Origin of the sequence: Myroides oncorhynchi (genome assembly GCF_020905415.1) — a bacterium.
Lineage (GTDB): Bacteria > Bacteroidota > Bacteroidia > Flavobacteriales > Flavobacteriaceae > Flavobacterium > Flavobacterium oncorhynchi_A.
In genome coordinates, this window is the sequence record NZ_JAJJMP010000001.1 from 56,556 (window position 1) to 72,486 (window position 15,931).

Here is a 15,931-nt window from a genome sequence, read left to right on the forward strand (position 1 = left end):
TATTTGATTTAATTATTTATAAGCTTGCAAAGTACTGTATTTCTACCAACACGTATATATAATATTTTCTTAATAAAATTGTTGTTTTTAACAATAAAGTTAGCAGCGAAAATAGTTTATTTTACTAAAGCTCTACAATATACTCTTGATTTAAACTACACTTAATTTAGTACTCTAAAAAACAGACCTTTATTTTTCATATAACTCTACATATTAACTTTTTACAGATTAACCTAAGCATATCAACAACAAAACATTATTGAATTATTAACAATGCAATATCAACAAGAAACCAAAATTTTATCTTGTTATCATTATATTTGAGTGAAACATAAAAAAGATAATATTATGACTACAATGAAAGCAGCACGTTGGTATGCAGCAAAAGATATTAGAGTAGAACAAATTCAAATACCAACTCCTGGTAAAGGACAAGTAAAAGTGGCTGTGCAATATGCAGGAATCTGTGGATCTGATTTGCATGAATATGTACATGGACCACAGTTAATTCCTTTAGATAAACCATATCCCCTTAACGGACATCAAGGAGTAACTACACTGGGTCATGAATTCTCTGGTATTGTAGAAGAATTAGGTGAAGCAGTAAAAAATATTAAAGTAGGAGATCGCGTAGTAATCGAACCAATATATAAAAACTTCGATAGCCCATTTGTTGGCGCTGGAGAATATAATTTAGGAGAGCACTTAGGTTTTATCGGGTTATCAGGTAATGGTGGTTTTGCTAAATATGTAGTTGTAGAGGATTATATGATTCACAAAATCCCAGATACAATGTCATTTGAGCAAGGAGCATTAGTAGAGCCTGCTGCTGTGGCTGTATACTCAGTATTACAAAGTGGATTAAAAGTAGGACAATCTGTATTAGTATCTGGGGCAGGTCCCATTGGTCTATTATGTGCTCAAGCTGCATTGGCAGCTGGTGCATCTACTGTAATTGTAACTGATGTAGCAGAAAAACGTCTAGATAAAGCAAGAGAAATCGGAGCTACCCACGTATTTAATGCCATGCAGGCTGATTTACCTGCTAAAATTAAAGCATTAACTGGTGAATTAGGAGTAAATGTATTTCTAGATTGCGCAGGAGTACAAGCTTCTTATAATACTGGTATTGCCTCTACTCGTAACGGAGGAACTGCTGTATTAGTAGCTTTATTTGGCAAGCCTGTTCAACATGATGCATTAGATCAAGTATTAAGAGAAATTACTATCAAAGGAGTGATTGCTTATAGAAATATCTTCCCTGAGGTGATTAACTTGATTGATTCTGGTCGTATGGATGTGGAAAAATTAGTTACTAATAAAATTAGCTTAGACCAGATTGTAACAGATGGCTTTGAAGCTTTAGTTAACAATCCTGAACAAGTTAAAGTTCTTATTGAAATCAATAGAGCCTAACTTTAATTAAGCATGATTTACCTTAACAAGCTTAAGGTATTCTTTCTAATAACAAAAGCCATTACTTGTTTAGAGTAATGGCTTTTTTATATTGAATTAACGATTTTACCGTTGTTTATTTTTTTCTATTTAACTTTCTTAATCACCTCTCCTAGCATATGTCTAATCTCTTGGAACATAGCTTTAGTATCTGGTTCGCCTAAATCCTCAGGCTTAAACTCTTCTGTAGCTATACTACTTGCATATTCCCATATCTCTAATATATCATATGCTTTGATGCGATAAGGTTCATAAAACGTATTGTCTGAGTGTAATTCTAACGTCTTGTCATCTATGCGATATACACGTTTATATACAACTCCCTCTGTAGATGTAATAATGATATAGGTATGCCCATTACGTACATAATCTAACTTCTCAATATAGCTACCGATGATAAAAGATCCTTCTTGATGTGGAGGCATAGAATCCCCTTCTATAGGAAATGCTCTATATTTTCCTTCTTTTAAAAATGGCAATGAGATTTGATCTAGATTTTGAATAAACTCCGGATCGGCATACCCTGTCAAATATCCTGCTCTTGCTTTATGAGGAATAATTTCAATAAAGTTATTGCCATGTGGATCAACCATAATGGGCAATAGGATACGGTTATCCTCAAGCTTTAACAAATCTTGCATTGGGACTTTGCGCAGGTCAACCGAAATCATCAAGTCAACACTGACATGAAAGAAACGAGAGATACGCAATAATACCTCTAATGGTGGTTCTGAAGCTCCCTCCTCATATTTCGAATATCGTGCACGAGTTATCATTAACTCGTCTGCTACCTTTTGCTGAGACATAATCTTCTGAGCACGTAAATACCTAATATTATCTGATAGAAATGACATTTGCTATTATTTATAGCACCAAATATACATATAATTGCTAACATAAATAGTAATTTTGTTCAAGAATTTATAATTACTTCTATAATGGAAAGAGCCATCGCACACTTAGATTTAGATACTTTTTTTGTATCCTGTGAGCGCTTAATAGATTCTTCTCTAAATGAGAAACCTCTTATTATAGGAGGTGGTGATCGCGGAGTGGTCTCGAGCTGCTCTTATGAAGCTAGACAATTTGGGGTAAGGGCTGCTATGCCTATCCGTATGGCTACTCGTCTATGCCCACAAGCTATTGTTAGAAGAGGAGATATGCATTTTTATTCTAAGATGTCTCACCTTGTGACGGATATTATAATAGAGAAAGCTCCAGTTCTAGAAAAGGCAAGTATAGATGAGTTCTACCTTGACTTAACAGGTATGGATAAGTTCTTTGGCTCTTCACTATGGATAAAAGAGTTAGCCCAAACTATACAAAAAGAGTCAGGATTACCGCTAAGTTATGCTTTATCTATCAATAAAACTGTTTCTAAAATCGGTACTGGAGAGGCTAAGCCACTTGGGGCTTTAAATATCACAGCTTCTCAGGTACAACCTTTTCTCAACCCACTATCTATTCGAAAAATACCAATGCTCGGAGAGGTTAGCTATACACTACTCTCGCGTATAGGTATTCGAAATATACAGACGCTATCTGAAATGCCTTATCAGATACTCCAAAAGCTATTAGGTAAAAATGGAACTGACTTATGGAGAAAAGCCAATGGTATAGATCTGACTCCAGTAGAACCTTACAAAGAGCGAAAGTCTATCTCTTCTGAACATACCTTTGATCAAGATACGATAGATATTCCAATGTTAAAGGCAATCTTCACTGGTATGGTCGAAAAACTCGCTTATCAATTGCGATCAGAAGAATGGTTAACCTCTGTAGTTACAGTCAAAATACGCTATACCAATTTTGATACTGAAACCAAACAGAATAGAATAAGCTATACTTCTGCTGATCATACCCTTATCAAATTAGTACACGAGTTATTTGATAAGTTGTTTCAACGCAGAATGAGATTGCGCCTAATAGGCGTGCAACTAAGTGGATTAGTACGAGGTACTTATCAAATGAATTTATTCGAAGATACAGAAGAAATGATGGCACTCTATCAGGCTATGGATAGAATGAAAAAAAGGTACGGGGTAGATGCCGTAGCTAGGTGCTCAGGAGCTGTTTTGAAAATAAGGGAATAGTTTTTTTTGTGTGATGGTGTTGTTTGCTCACCCACATCTGCTGGTTCGATCACTAAAACTGTTCACAAAACACTTTTAAACCCTCAGTTTTATAATGGTGTTATTTTGTGTCCATTGGGGTGAAAGCAATTTGTTAAATTAAAAATCATAAATTAAGAATCACTCCCCTTTCCATTAGCAGATGTGTATTGTGGCTACAGTGTGGAAACACAAAATACAATGCTTCCTTTGTCAGTAGGATCTTTACAGTTAGTTTATCCACATACTATGTCCTTGTGAAAAAACTAAGGATATTATTCTATGTGGATATATGATAGATATTATATTAATAATCTCGTTACCATTAAGTTAATAAAAGTCAGAAGGTTTTACTCAGACAAGACACCGTGGTTACCAGGTGGACGTGTTTTGTGCAAATACACATCACGCACTACAGGTTTGAAAAAATGCAAGTATCCTTACTATTAGAGAATATATATACACCCCACTACATCACAAAAAAATAAAAAAATGTTATTAAATTGTCATTCATATTATAGTTTGCGATACGGAACAATTCCTGTAGAGCAGTTAGTTCACTTAGCTCAGCAGTGGGGGCTATCCACTATGGCGTTAACTGATATTAATAACCTTAGTGGGGTTTATGAATTTATTACTGCTTGTAGCAAGGCAGAAATAAAACCAATAATTGGTATTGAGTTTAGAGAGGACAATGAGTTGAGATATATCGTGATTGCTAAGAACCAAGAAGGATTCGCTGAACTAGGGCGTTTATTAACTCACATTAATAAACACAACTCTGTTCTGTCTTTTTCTGCTCCTGATTTTAAACAATGTGCCGTAATATACCCCTTTTCTTCTCATCCTACTGAATTAAAAGAGTGGGAATATATTGGCATAAAAAGTGGGCAACTGAATCAACTCTATCAAGAGAAATGGAAAGCTTACATTCCCAAGATGCTAATGCTACATACAGTGAATCATTTATCCGCTGATCAATATGAGTTACATCGCATATTACGTGCAATAGACAAAAACACCATATTGTCTAAACTAACAGCTAAAGACTGTGCTGAATATGCAGAATTCTTTATAAGCGAAAAGCAATTAGCAGAACAGTTTGCAGCTTATCCTACAATCATAGAAAATACTTATGCTTTAATCAATCAGTGTGAGTATTCTTTTTCATTGAAAACTCCCAAAAATAAACGCCATTATACTAAAAGTAAAGAAACTGACTTCAATTTATTAACTACACTCGCTCAACAAGGGATGCAACAGATTTATGGCAATGATAATTTACAAGCCAAAGAGAGATTAGCTAAAGAGTTAAAAGTAATCGATGATCTGAACTTTGCAGGGTATTTCTTGATTACTTGGGACATCATTAAATATAGTAATAGTAAAGGTTTTATGCATATTGGACGAGGTAGTGGAGCCAATAGCATTGTAGGATATTGCCTAGGGATTACAAATGTCTGCCCGTTAGAATTAGACTTGTACTTCGAGCGTTTTTTAAATGAGAATAGAAAGTCCCCACCTGACTTTGACATTGACTGGTCTTGGAATCAAAGGGATGATATACTTGACTATATTTTCTCAAGATATGGCCAAGATCACGTGGCTTTCTGTGGAGCTGTATCTACGTTTAAGTATCGCTCTATCATACGAGAAATAGGTAAGGTATTTGGTTTGTCTAAAAATGAGCTGGATACTCTTACTCGCAACCCAACAGAACAACACGAAAACAACAGTATTATACTTCTTATCCATAGATATGGACAGTTACTAGAGGGGTTTCCAAATCAACGTACTATGCATGCCTGTGGAATACTTATTTCAGAAGAGCCCATTACTAATTACACTGCGTTAGACTATCCTCCAAAGGGGTTTGCTGTGGTGCAGTTTGATATGCATACTGCAGAAGATATTGGCTTTGATAAATTTGATATTCTAAGTCAACGAGGTATTGGCCACATTGATGAAGCTGTGGAACTCATCTTACAAAACCAAAATATTGTTGTTGATATTCGAAATATTGCTTTGTCAAAAGATGAAGAAAATTGTAATAAACAATTGGCAATTGGCAATACAATAGGTTGTTTTTACATTGAAAGCCCCGCTATGAGAGGTCTATTAAGAAGACTAAACTGCGATAATTACAAAATACTTGTTGCTGCATCTTCTATTATCCGTCCTGGTGTGGCACAAAGTGGTATGATGCAAGAGTATATCTTTAGGCATAATAACCCCTCAAAGTTTGAGTACTTTCATCCTGTATTTGAAGAACAGTTAGGCGAAACATACGGTATTATGGTCTATCAAGAAGATGTGATAAAAATAGCGTTACACTATGGAGGATTGCCTGCTACTGATGGAGATATTCTACGCAGGGCAATGAGTGGTAAGAGTCGTTCTAAAGAGGGTTTATTAGCTGTTAAAAATCGCTTTTTCGAACACTGTGATGCTAAAGGGCATCCTAGACTATTAAGTGAAGAAATCTACAGACAAATAGAGTCATTTGCTGGTTATTCATTCTGTAAAGCTCATTCTGCTTCTTACGCCATAGAGAGCTATCAAAGCTTGTATCTCAAGACGTATTATCCTTTAGAGTTTATCACCGCTGTGATTAACAACGAGGGAGGGTTTTATCGCACGGAAGTATATATACACGAAGCGGCTATGTCTGGTGCCAATGTACTCCCGCCCTGTATAAATTATAGCAATTTAAAAACAACACTAATTGATAAAGACCTATTCTTAGGATTAAAGCTAATCGAGGGTATAAACATTGATTTACTAAATGCTATTTTAAAAGAAAGAGAAAGAAATGGCAAATATGAATCACTGTTTGATTTCACCCAACGCATCCCTATTGCTATGGAGACTTTGCAAAAGTTAATATTCATTGGTGCTTTTGAATCACTAAACAAACAAAAAAACGAGCTACTAATACAGGCAAAGTTATTATTAAGTAAAAAACAAACTGCTCCTACACTAACCTTGTTACAAGAACCTATACAGGAGTATAGCTTCCCTACTCTAAAACGCTCTGTATATGAAGATGCATTTGATGAAATAGAACTACTTGGCTATGCGATTTCGTGTATGCCATTTGACCTACTTAAGACTCAATTTAGAGGAGATGTGATGGTTAAAGATTTACAACATCATCACAAAAAGACCATTAGAATGATAGGATATCTCATCGCTCGTAAGCATGTGCCTACTTCTAAAGGGACAATGTATTTTGGTACTTGGATAGATGCTAATGGGCAATATTTTGACACAATCCACTTCCCAAATACGTTAGAAGAATATCCATTTGCTGGTGGAGGGTGTTATCTACTATTGGGAACAGTAGAGCTAGAATATCACTTCCCTAATATACAAGTCATTAAAATGGCTCGATTGCCGTTTATGACAGATCCCCGATATCACTATGATGATAAAGATAGTCAAACAACACAAAACAGAATCAAGGAAGATCTCAGTCTCACTCATCGCAAACCGTACCCTATGGCTGCTGAGATTAATCTACCAAGACATCGAATGAAATTTACAAAAGAAAAGCCTTGATACAAGAGATGTACCAGGGCTTTTTAATATATCTTAAACACAGAATAAGTGTTAGTTAAATAAAGAAAACTAATCTTTCGCTATCTCTATTTTTACTTTCTTATTTTTCAGCCGAGTATCAACAAGCTCAGTTAATAGTGCTTTTACTTTTTTTGTATTCACTGCTACGAATGCTTGTGTATCTCTAACATCAATCACTCCGATATCTTCCTTGGTCAACTTACCTGTTTTAATCAAATAACCAACGATATCACCTTTATTAACTTTATCCTTCTTACCTGCGCTGATGTAGATAGTCTTAAAGTCCGTTTTGTTGTCAATATTATACACTCCGCTTAAATCTTCTACCGGCATATCAGGATTAATAAACTCAACAAGTTCATCATTTGTAATCATCACATAAGCTTTACCTGAAGCTTTCATACGTGCTGTACGCCCATTACGATGGATAAAAGCATCTTCCTTCTCAGGAATCTGATAATGAATCACGTGTCCTATCTCAGGAATATCAAGTCCTCTCGCTGCTAGGTCAGTTGCAATAAGAATATGTGCACTTTTATTTCTAAACTTCATAATAGCACGCTCACGGTCTTCTTGCAATAACCCTCCGTGGAAAGCACTATTTGCAACTCCTTTCTTTGTCAATGTCTCACTAATACGAGATACTGCATCACGGTGGTTACAAAAAATAAGAATAGTATCCTTGCCAATCTTACCTATCAACTTAATTACTGTTTCTAATTTCTCTTCTGAGGTAGAAACAACTTGGCTAAAAGTAAGGTCAGGCATAACCTCTTGTTTATTCAAAAAATGTATACGCTCAGGATCTACTATACCTGTAAATTCAGGAATCTTCTTTAAAGCAGTAGCTGAAGTAAGCATTCTAAATGAGATATTATCAAACGAATTAATTATATAATCCATATCACTTTGAAAGCCCATCTCTAATGCTTTATCAAACTCATCAATAACATAGCTAGTTACTGTCTCTGCATTAAAAGAGAATTCTTCTACGTGGAATGCAACTCTACCAGGTGTTCCTACTAATATAGCAGGTGGCGAACTAAAATTCTTTAATTCTGTCTTAGTTGCATGTCCTCCATAACAAGCATTAATCTTAAATGCTGTCCCCATCTTCTTAAACACAGTCTCTATCTGTAGGGCAAGCTCTCTAGTAGGAACTAGAATAACAGCCTGTACTCCCCTTACATTAGGATCTAGACGCTCTATCAATGGCATTAAAAATGCAAGAGTCTTTCCCGATCCTGTAGGAGATAAAAGAATGATATTAGGGTTCTTCTGAGCAGCGTTTAATGCTTTTGTTTGCATTTGGTTTAACGCTTCTATGTTTAAGTTTTGAAGTATTTCTGCTTTATTCATACTGCAAAGGTAGTTTTAATAATGTTACTTTCACTTGTTCTTATAATTTTTATAACAAGAACAAGGGTAGTATTTATACTTTAGATCAGTACAACTATTAGCAGTATTTTTTGATATTAATTCATATAATGGGATGCATATTAGATACATATTTTAAAAAAAACAAAAACTAGTGTTATTGGGCTTTCAGCAGAGAAAGAGGTTCGTCACCTATGCTTCGTATGCTTTATAATTAGAGGGTTACACATTTTTAAATTATTGTGTGCACCTAATTAGCAGAGTCGTAAAACTATGATAGGAATCGTTTGATTCAAAAACAAATATACTCACTTTTCATCACAATTTTTAAATAAATAAATATCTCCTTGATCTTCTTTACATAATACAAAAATCTTAGCAGGAATACTATCTTTCAGAGATATTAATGTTTTTTTATCACAAATCTCATCATTATATTTAAATACCAAAAAATTATTTTCGACTTCATTGGGTAAGCTATTTATACTTCCAACATAGTAATAACCTACGTTTTTATTCATATTAGAGTACAAAAAAACATTTGCATTGGCTTTATTTGAATCTTTTAACTCTCCTGAAAATGAAGTCGAGTTGATTACTTTTATTGTATCTCCTTTTGAAGTAATAATGTTTCCTAAATATTCAATATTTAATTTAGTTGTTATACTGTCTTTAATTTCAAATACAAACTCTTTCTTTTTTTCATTCTGATTTAAAACCAATAATCTACATTTTTCATCAAATGTAGATATGTTTTTTCTTTTTTCTTCTTTTTTATTTAAGCAACTTATGAATAAAAAAGGTACTATTAATAAAATTCTTTTAATAATCATTTTTTGTTGGCTTTTTTGAATTATTAATCATGGTACGTACATTCTTATCATAATCTTTTGTTCCACCTCCATTATAAGCTTTAACAGCACTTTCCCATCCTTTAAAAGTAAATGTTGATTCTCCTGTTTTTTTATCATATGTTACACCTCCTTTAAAACCTTTTGAGGCAAGAATTCTGATTCCTGCATAAAGAGAATTAGAAACACCTGTACTTTCTCCTTTTTTAATACCATAATTAGACTTTACATCTGACCAATCTCCTTTAACGTTTGATTGCATTACATCACTAACTCCAGTTGTTCCAGCATTAGATTCCTGAATAGTTATTGCTTTGATAAGTGTGGGGTCTAAATTAGGAATCGATACTATAGCTTCTTGAGGAATTGATACTCCACCATCTGTAAACAGGTTAATTTCTCCTACTTTACTTGATTGGTTAAAATAACCTGTACGTGCTGCAATTAGATAATCATTTTCTTGATATTTTGGTCCTGAAGTAGTTTCACTTGACTGTGTTCTTTCTTGAATTATATTTGGCATCGGAACTTCTGACCATCCAGAAGTATTAATAGCAGGATTACTTGATGCAGAATTAGTGTTCTGTATATAAGTTTTAAACTCTTTATTACTCAAAACCCTGTGTATTTCAGTACCGAATCTATTAATATAAACTATATCTTCTCCTGCCATCCCATCAGGATCAATAAATCTAACAGGATTATTAAACGCATAATTATAAGGACTCTGTCTAGTCATAGACTCCGCCAACGGATCCACATTCATCCATCTACCAATAGCAGCATCATAGTTACGCGCTCCATAATCATAGAAATTAAGCCCTAATTCTTCTTGCTTCTCTTTTCCATTATACTGATACTTATAATCTTTCATTAAAGCATCATTCTTCTGATTATAGCCCTTATGAGCTAGTCCAAAAGGATAATAGTTTGTTTCTTCTATGATCTCACTTGCTTCAATTGTGTTGTTTTTACTCTTATCACTATAAGACAGTCTTACATTACCTAAATGATCTTTAAACTGGTAAACATAAACATTTGTCTCTGCGTTAAAAAACCCTTCCGCTGTAGGGAAAAAACTAAGTTTGCCTTTCACATACTGAAATTCTCCTAAGTAATCCGTTAAAGTAACAACTCCTTTATCTGTTACTTTCTTCTGTACTTTCTCTCCTGAAGCAGTATAAAGATACTCTATTTTATCAGTTCCAAAGTTAATCTCTATCCGAATTATGGTTAAGTAATACTTTACAATCGGTAAAGCAACACTTCCCAAACACTATCAGAAGATTCTTTTCACGTTTATTTAATAATACTACTCAACCTAGTAAAATGGAAAAATATACTCTAGGATGTCACTGGTAAAATAATGAACTACGAGGCAGAGCCTTGAGGAATTCTTTTGATTAAAAATTCTACCAAATTATGTATTATTTTCAATAATATAAATCCTGTTTTTTTCTACATCTAAGATCAACATAATCACATCCTTCAAATCTTCAATAGATGGTCTATAATAAAACGCATAATATATATATATTGACTATGTAATATTTTTTTTAAATCCTTTAATTTATTTTCTAATTTATCATTACCATCAGAATAGTTTAGACTCATTATTATAAGTTCTTTAATTGACTCATCTTCTAACGAAACAGAGTTCCAATCAATTTTATTCCATTCCTGATTAGATATACTTATTTGAGGGAGGCTCTTGGTCTTTTCTTCTAAAAAGGAAGTAATTGATTCTTTAGAAATCTCATACTCCTCTAATATGAAACCTTCATTAAACCCTCCGAATTGACTATAGTTGCTCTAAGTACACGACAAAAAACAAAATACATTGATATTTAGTTGATTAACTTTAGAATGAAATAGTCTAGCCAAGTAATCAAGGCCTAATTTTACTACACTAATACTTCTATTACTATGTTTTTTGAAGGATATAGGTTTAATGTATGTATCGATATAATCTCCAATTTTATAGCACCAAACAAGTGCAAGCATTACTAGCATAATGAGCTGTTCAAGTTTTTTAATACACTTTAAATGCGTGTCTTCAATATTAAAACCACTTGACTTCATTGCTCTAAATAATGTTTCTATTTGCCATCTTTCTTTATATTTTTCAGAAGCATTTTCGGGTTTATTAAAACTTACAATTATACAATAATCAGTTTTGCCATCTGTCATTATCTTTGTGGCTGACAGATAACATAGTTGTCCATGTAGATACACAATTTTTTCATAAGCTCTAAACTCTCCAACTTTTAAATTGTAAAACAGATGACATGCATATTTATCTTCTTGCTTATGAGGTAGATAAACTTTAAAATTGTTTCGAATACGTATATAATACCTAATTCTTTCGTTATTCAAATATTCTATCCAACGTTCTCCAATAAACTCTCTATCAGCTAATAAGCACTCTATACAATCTTTTCCAAACCATTCTATAAAATCATTAATGAGTTCTTTTCTCTCATTGGTATTTGAGTTTCCTTTTTTATCTAACATCTTAAATATTAAAGGGAAAGCAACATTTTTGTAACAAACACCAAGCATCAGTATGTTGATGTTTTGATTTCCAAACTTCCAGTTTGTACGATCTATAACAAGGGTATATTTATCTTGTTTAGGAAGAATAGCAAAGATGAACTTAGCTACAAGTTCAGATGTTAACTTAGCATCATAAACAAAACGTTGAATACGCCTACAGTTACTTTCTGCTTTAACTGAGTTGTCAAATGCTATAGATATATTTGTAAAATTGACTGACTTTACTTTGCATAGAGCCACGATAAATAAGGAAATAAAACTGACCCTAGCTAAATTGAGTTTATCCTTAAAACCTCCTTTTAATATCGTTAAAAGTTCTGTACTTTTGTAATCTAGGCTGTTGTTCGTTTCTAAAGGCATTACGTGAGAATTTTTCCTTTAAGATACTGAATATCAGCCTTTTTTACAAATATATGTCTCGCCTATTTTGTTGTAAATCAGATATTTAACATTTTTGTCGGGTACTAAGATAGTTGCTAATAAATCTTAACTCATTTTTTTTTAAGTTAAAAATTCTATTAATATCCTTTTCATACACTTTACTATCACACGATATACAGCAAAGTAATAAAAAACTTAAAAAAATATAATTATACTTCATAAATCTAAAATTTTGGTCCTCTCTCAAACTTATTTTTGGCAGGTGCTTTAATTGGTTTACTCTGTAATCTAGCTTTACCATAAGTATAAATATCAAATCCTTTCCCTTTTCCAGCTACTGCTTCTCCAAGAAAAGTAGCTATATTTCGACCTGTTCGCCCTTTTTTATAGTCAAAATCATAGGTATCTAATTTATTTCCATTCCCCCCCAATTTAGTTGTACCATTACTATCTAACAATGTTAATTTTATTGTACCATAAACTAATCCTGTTTCTAAATTTGCGTTACTAGGAGATGCGAAATTCACATATTTAGATTCACCTACTTTAAAATTTTCTTTAACCTGAGGCAATAAGCTTATTTTAGCAGAATCTACATACAAAGGTTTTCCTTCTCCATTTCGATACCAATCATTAGCTTCACTCAATGTTAAAACACCATCATAATCTGGTCTGTTTTTAAGTCCTTTATAATGATTGTTCATTCTTTCCACTGCTTTTTCATCTTTTAAACCTTCTGAACCTAAACTATTACTTAAAGCCTCTTCATTGGACATTCCTTGTTTAAAATTATTTGTATTCATTATTATGGCCGCTCCCTGTAAACCTTTGTCGTCTGTTCCTAAAAATTCACCTTCCTCTCCATAAATAGGATTAATCCTCATTCCATCAGGATCAATGGCATTTAAAGGATTATTACCTACATAAGCATAAGGAGTAAAACTCATATACTTCTCCGCCAACGGGTCAACATTCATCCATCTACCTATAGCTGCATCATAGTTACGTGCTCCATAGTCATAATAGTTAAGTCCTAACTCTTCTTGCTTCTCTTTTCCATTATACTGATACTTATAATCTTTCATTAAAGCATCATTCTTCTGATTATAGCCCTTATGAGCTAGTCCAAAAGGATAATAGTTTGTTTCTTCTATGATCTCACTTGCTTCAATTGTGTTGTTTTTACTCTTATCACTATAAGACAGTCTTACATTACCTAAATGATCTTTAAACTGGTAAACATAAACATTTGTCTCTGCGTTAAAGAATCCCTCTGATGTAGGAAAAAAACTAAGTTTACCCTTTACATACTGAAATTCTCCTAGGTAGTCTGTCTTGGTTACTACCCCTTTATCCGTAACAATCTTCCGTACCTTCATTTTAATAGCTATTCCTCTTTAAAAACCTAATATTTATAAAGGAAGTAAAACACCTCGGGGCAAGCCCACGAGGTATTTCGGAGTACGATGTAGTATTCTTTACAATACACTTTTTCAAAGTGTATTGTAAAACCATCCGTTTTTCAAACTTTTCCTCTAAACCCCAAGGCAAGTCTCGGGGAATTCTTTAGATTAAAGAGTCATTACACAGCTGTCCGAAAGTTTTGAAAAAACCTAATAAATGATCTGTGAAGCCAATGAATACATTGTGACTTAATTCCTTAGCCTGAAAATAAGTCATTTTTAAGATCTAGTTTAGACTCTTCTCTTATTTTCTTGGCACCATTACCTACTTGATTACAGATATAGTCTAAACTTAGATAGAATACTAAACATATTCTTATCTTTTCTACAAGAGACGTAAATGACTTGGTCTTTTTAGATATTGTTCTTTTTATTAGTTCAATTAGTAAGTAGCTAATTAAAGCCACATATATCTGTGACTTAACAGCATTTTCACTCGTTCCTAAAAACGTTTTAATTTGTAGATTTTGTTTCATTGCTTTAAAAAACAACTCAATATCCCATCTTTTCTTATATAAATCAGCTATGGTTCTCGCAGACCAATCTAAGTTGTTGGTAATAATTTCAATAACTTTATTTTCATCTGGTTTATATACATGGACTAATCTAAATTTCTGTTGATCAATACCTTTCTCTAATGCTTTAGGACCATTTAGAAGAATTATCTCATCCTTTAATATATCTTGATCTTCGGTTTCGGATAATTCAATCTCTTGAATTGATTTATATAGAGTATTAGTTTTAATCCTTGTAACGAATACGTTTTGAGCTTCGATACGCTGTGCTATCAACGAAAAATCAAAATAAGCTCTGTCTTCTACTTTAATCGTTCCTTTAGGAAAAATCATTTGTCCTAAGCCATAACGATCATGTGTCTTGGCTTCTGTTATATTAACTAAATCTGGGATCTGTAAATTATCATCCCAACAAGTGTGTATTTTTACACCTCCTTTTGCTGTCCGAAACTTTGCCCAGTCAAACATGTTTAAACACAAGCTAATAGTAGTGCTATCGACTAGTTTTATATTTCGGTCTTTAATTTCTTTTATAATATGACCTTGTGACCTATCTCCTAAAACAGTTTTGTAGTGTTTAAGGAGTTCATAATATAAGGTTTCAAACACTTTCCATGTACGTTGCTTATTGTCATCGCTCATTGTTGTGCGTGCAGGACTTTGGGTTAATCCCAAATCTTTAACAAACACCTCGCTAACACCAATACCTGTTGAAATATCATTCAACGAATAACACTTATTTAGCTGTCCGTAAGTTAATGCAACAAATTGATCATAAGTCTTGTATCTACTACAACCCTTGTCTGAGCTGTGTTTTTGAACACATGATCTAAATAACCAGTTAGGTACCAAATCAATTATTTGACGGATTACTGGTTTTTGTATATTTTTGTTTCGCCTGAATAGTCCCATTATGTATTATTTGTTTCGCAAAATCAAAAATACGGGATTCTCAGGCATTTCTTTTTTTTAACTTTCGGATGACTGTGGAGTCATTACTTATAATAAATTCTCTTAATAAAAATATAGCTGTGCCATAAAACAACAAAATATCGAATTATTTTGGTATTTTACTGTCTCTAATAGACATAATTTTGTTATTTATCAAAAATTTTATTGTGTCTTACGTTTCCAATACTGTCTCCATCTTTTAAAATAACAGGATTTGAAAATTGTTCCCATTTTTCATCCATTTTCTTTCCTAAAGAGTTAATATCTCTTATTTTACCAACAAGAAACCAAAAATCATCAGAGTACGAAGCATTAAATACATAAATATTATCGTTCCTTTTTTTTGTTATTGTATCGTTCCAAATATTGTCTGAAGGAAGTAAATATCTTAACTCTGTACCATTTTTACGAGTGTATCTAATATCACGCCAACCTTTTTGGAATTTAAATTTTGTCTTTAATATTCCACTTTCAGGAATGGTATAAATCCGGTTTCCTTCTTTGTCATATTTTTTAGGCTCTCCATTTTGTTTATTGTACAAAACAATAACAGCTCCTTCAAAATCATCAGGTAAAATAAAAACTTCGTTTTCAGATGTGTTTTTCCATTTCCAAAAGATAAACACACAGGCCAAAAACACTAGAATCCCCAAAATAATATAACCAATAACTTTAAATATTTTTTTCAT

Annotated in this window: 11 protein-coding genes; 3 read left to right on the forward strand and 8 right to left on the reverse strand. The window is 33.0% G+C overall.

The window, feature by feature from the left end; all coding sequences use genetic code 11:
* Positions 1-348 precede the first annotated feature (348 nt).
* Positions 349-1,416 (forward strand): 2,3-butanediol dehydrogenase, encoded by a 1,068-nt coding sequence (locus LNQ81_RS00185; RefSeq protein WP_229944174.1) that lies wholly within the window; start codon positions 349-351, stop codon positions 1,414-1,416.
* 125 nt (positions 1,417-1,541) lie between these two features.
* Here the strand turns inward: LNQ81_RS00185 and LNQ81_RS00190 are convergent, their stop codons facing one another.
* Entirely contained in the window at positions 1,542-2,309 is a 768-nt protein-coding gene (locus LNQ81_RS00190; protein WP_229944175.1) for an XRE family transcriptional regulator, read from the reverse strand.
* Between the two features lie 84 nt (positions 2,310-2,393).
* Here LNQ81_RS00190 and dinB point away from each other — a divergent pair, with 84 nt between their 5' ends.
* The gene (dinB, locus tag LNQ81_RS00195) at positions 2,394-3,548 is read left to right on the forward strand and encodes a DNA polymerase IV (protein ID WP_472850259.1); all 1,155 of its coding nucleotides are present in this window, start codon (positions 2,394-2,396) and stop codon (positions 3,546-3,548) included.
* Between the two features lie 510 nt (positions 3,549-4,058).
* Entirely contained in the window at positions 4,059-7,127 is a 3,069-nt protein-coding gene (locus tag LNQ81_RS00200) for a DNA polymerase III subunit alpha (protein ID WP_229944177.1), read from the forward strand.
* Between the two features lie 69 nt (positions 7,128-7,196).
* Here LNQ81_RS00200 and LNQ81_RS00205 read toward each other — a convergent pair whose 3' ends face one another.
* From LNQ81_RS00205 to LNQ81_RS00235, 7 genes are all read right to left on the reverse strand, one after another.
* Positions 7,197-8,507, reverse strand: a complete 1,311-nt coding sequence (locus LNQ81_RS00205) for a DEAD/DEAH box helicase (RefSeq protein WP_229944178.1) — start codon at positions 8,505-8,507, stop codon at positions 7,197-7,199.
* 326 nt (positions 8,508-8,833) lie between these two features.
* Positions 8,834-9,358 carry a hypothetical protein gene (locus tag LNQ81_RS00210; protein ID WP_229944179.1) on the reverse strand — a complete coding sequence of 175 codons (525 nt, stop codon included), beginning with the start codon at positions 9,356-9,358 and terminating at the stop codon, positions 8,834-8,836.
* On the reverse strand, positions 9,348-10,649 hold the full coding sequence (locus LNQ81_RS00215) for an RHS repeat domain-containing protein (protein ID WP_229944180.1): 1,302 nt from the start codon (positions 10,647-10,649) through the stop codon (positions 9,348-9,350). Before LNQ81_RS00215 ends, LNQ81_RS00210 begins: the two co-directional genes overlap by 11 nt.
* 539 nt (positions 10,650-11,188) lie before the next feature.
* Complete coding sequence (locus LNQ81_RS00220; protein ID WP_229944181.1) at positions 11,189-12,292, reverse strand: IS4 family transposase; 1,104 nt, start codon at positions 12,290-12,292, stop codon at positions 11,189-11,191.
* Between the two features lie 245 nt (positions 12,293-12,537).
* Positions 12,538-13,692, reverse strand: coding sequence for an RHS repeat domain-containing protein (locus LNQ81_RS00225; RefSeq protein ID WP_229944182.1), 1,155 nt, complete (start codon positions 13,690-13,692; stop codon positions 12,538-12,540).
* 281 nt (positions 13,693-13,973) lie between these two features.
* A complete protein-coding gene (locus LNQ81_RS00230) occupies positions 13,974-15,203 on the reverse strand; it encodes an IS4 family transposase (RefSeq protein WP_229944183.1) in 1,230 nt (409 codons plus the stop codon).
* Between the two features lie 185 nt (positions 15,204-15,388).
* The gene (locus LNQ81_RS00235; RefSeq protein WP_229944184.1) at positions 15,389-15,931 is read right to left on the reverse strand and encodes a DUF6843 domain-containing protein; all 543 of its coding nucleotides are present in this window, start codon (positions 15,929-15,931) and stop codon (positions 15,389-15,391) included.

Bases quoted from the DNA above. Each gene is read 5' to 3' on its own strand.
- LNQ81_RS00185 (WP_229944174.1), top strand. From the start codon at position 349: ATGACTACAATGAAAGCAGCACGTTGGTATGCAGCAAAAGATATTAGA.
- LNQ81_RS00190 (WP_229944175.1), bottom strand. From the start codon at position 2,309: ATGTCATTTCTATCAGATAATATTAGGTATTTACGTGCTCAGAAGATT.
- dinB (WP_472850259.1), top strand. From the start codon at position 2,394: ATGGAAAGAGCCATCGCACACTTAGATTTAGATACTTTTTTTGTATCC.
- LNQ81_RS00200 (WP_229944177.1), top strand. From the start codon at position 4,059: ATGTTATTAAATTGTCATTCATATTATAGTTTGCGATACGGAACAATT.
- LNQ81_RS00205 (WP_229944178.1), bottom strand. From the start codon at position 8,507: ATGAATAAAGCAGAAATACTTCAAAACTTAAACATAGAAGCGTTAAAC.
- LNQ81_RS00210 (WP_229944179.1), bottom strand. From the start codon at position 9,358: ATGATTATTAAAAGAATTTTATTAATAGTACCTTTTTTATTCATAAGT.
- LNQ81_RS00220 (WP_229944181.1), bottom strand. From the start codon at position 12,292: ATGCCTTTAGAAACGAACAACAGCCTAGATTACAAAAGTACAGAACTT.
- LNQ81_RS00225 (WP_229944182.1), bottom strand. From the start codon at position 13,692: ATGAAGGTACGGAAGATTGTTACGGATAAAGGGGTAGTAACCAAGACA.
- LNQ81_RS00230 (WP_229944183.1), bottom strand. From the start codon at position 15,203: ATGGGACTATTCAGGCGAAACAAAAATATACAAAAACCAGTAATCCGT.
- LNQ81_RS00235 (WP_229944184.1), bottom strand. From the start codon at position 15,931: ATGAAAAAAATATTTAAAGTTATTGGTTATATTATTTTGGGGATTCTA.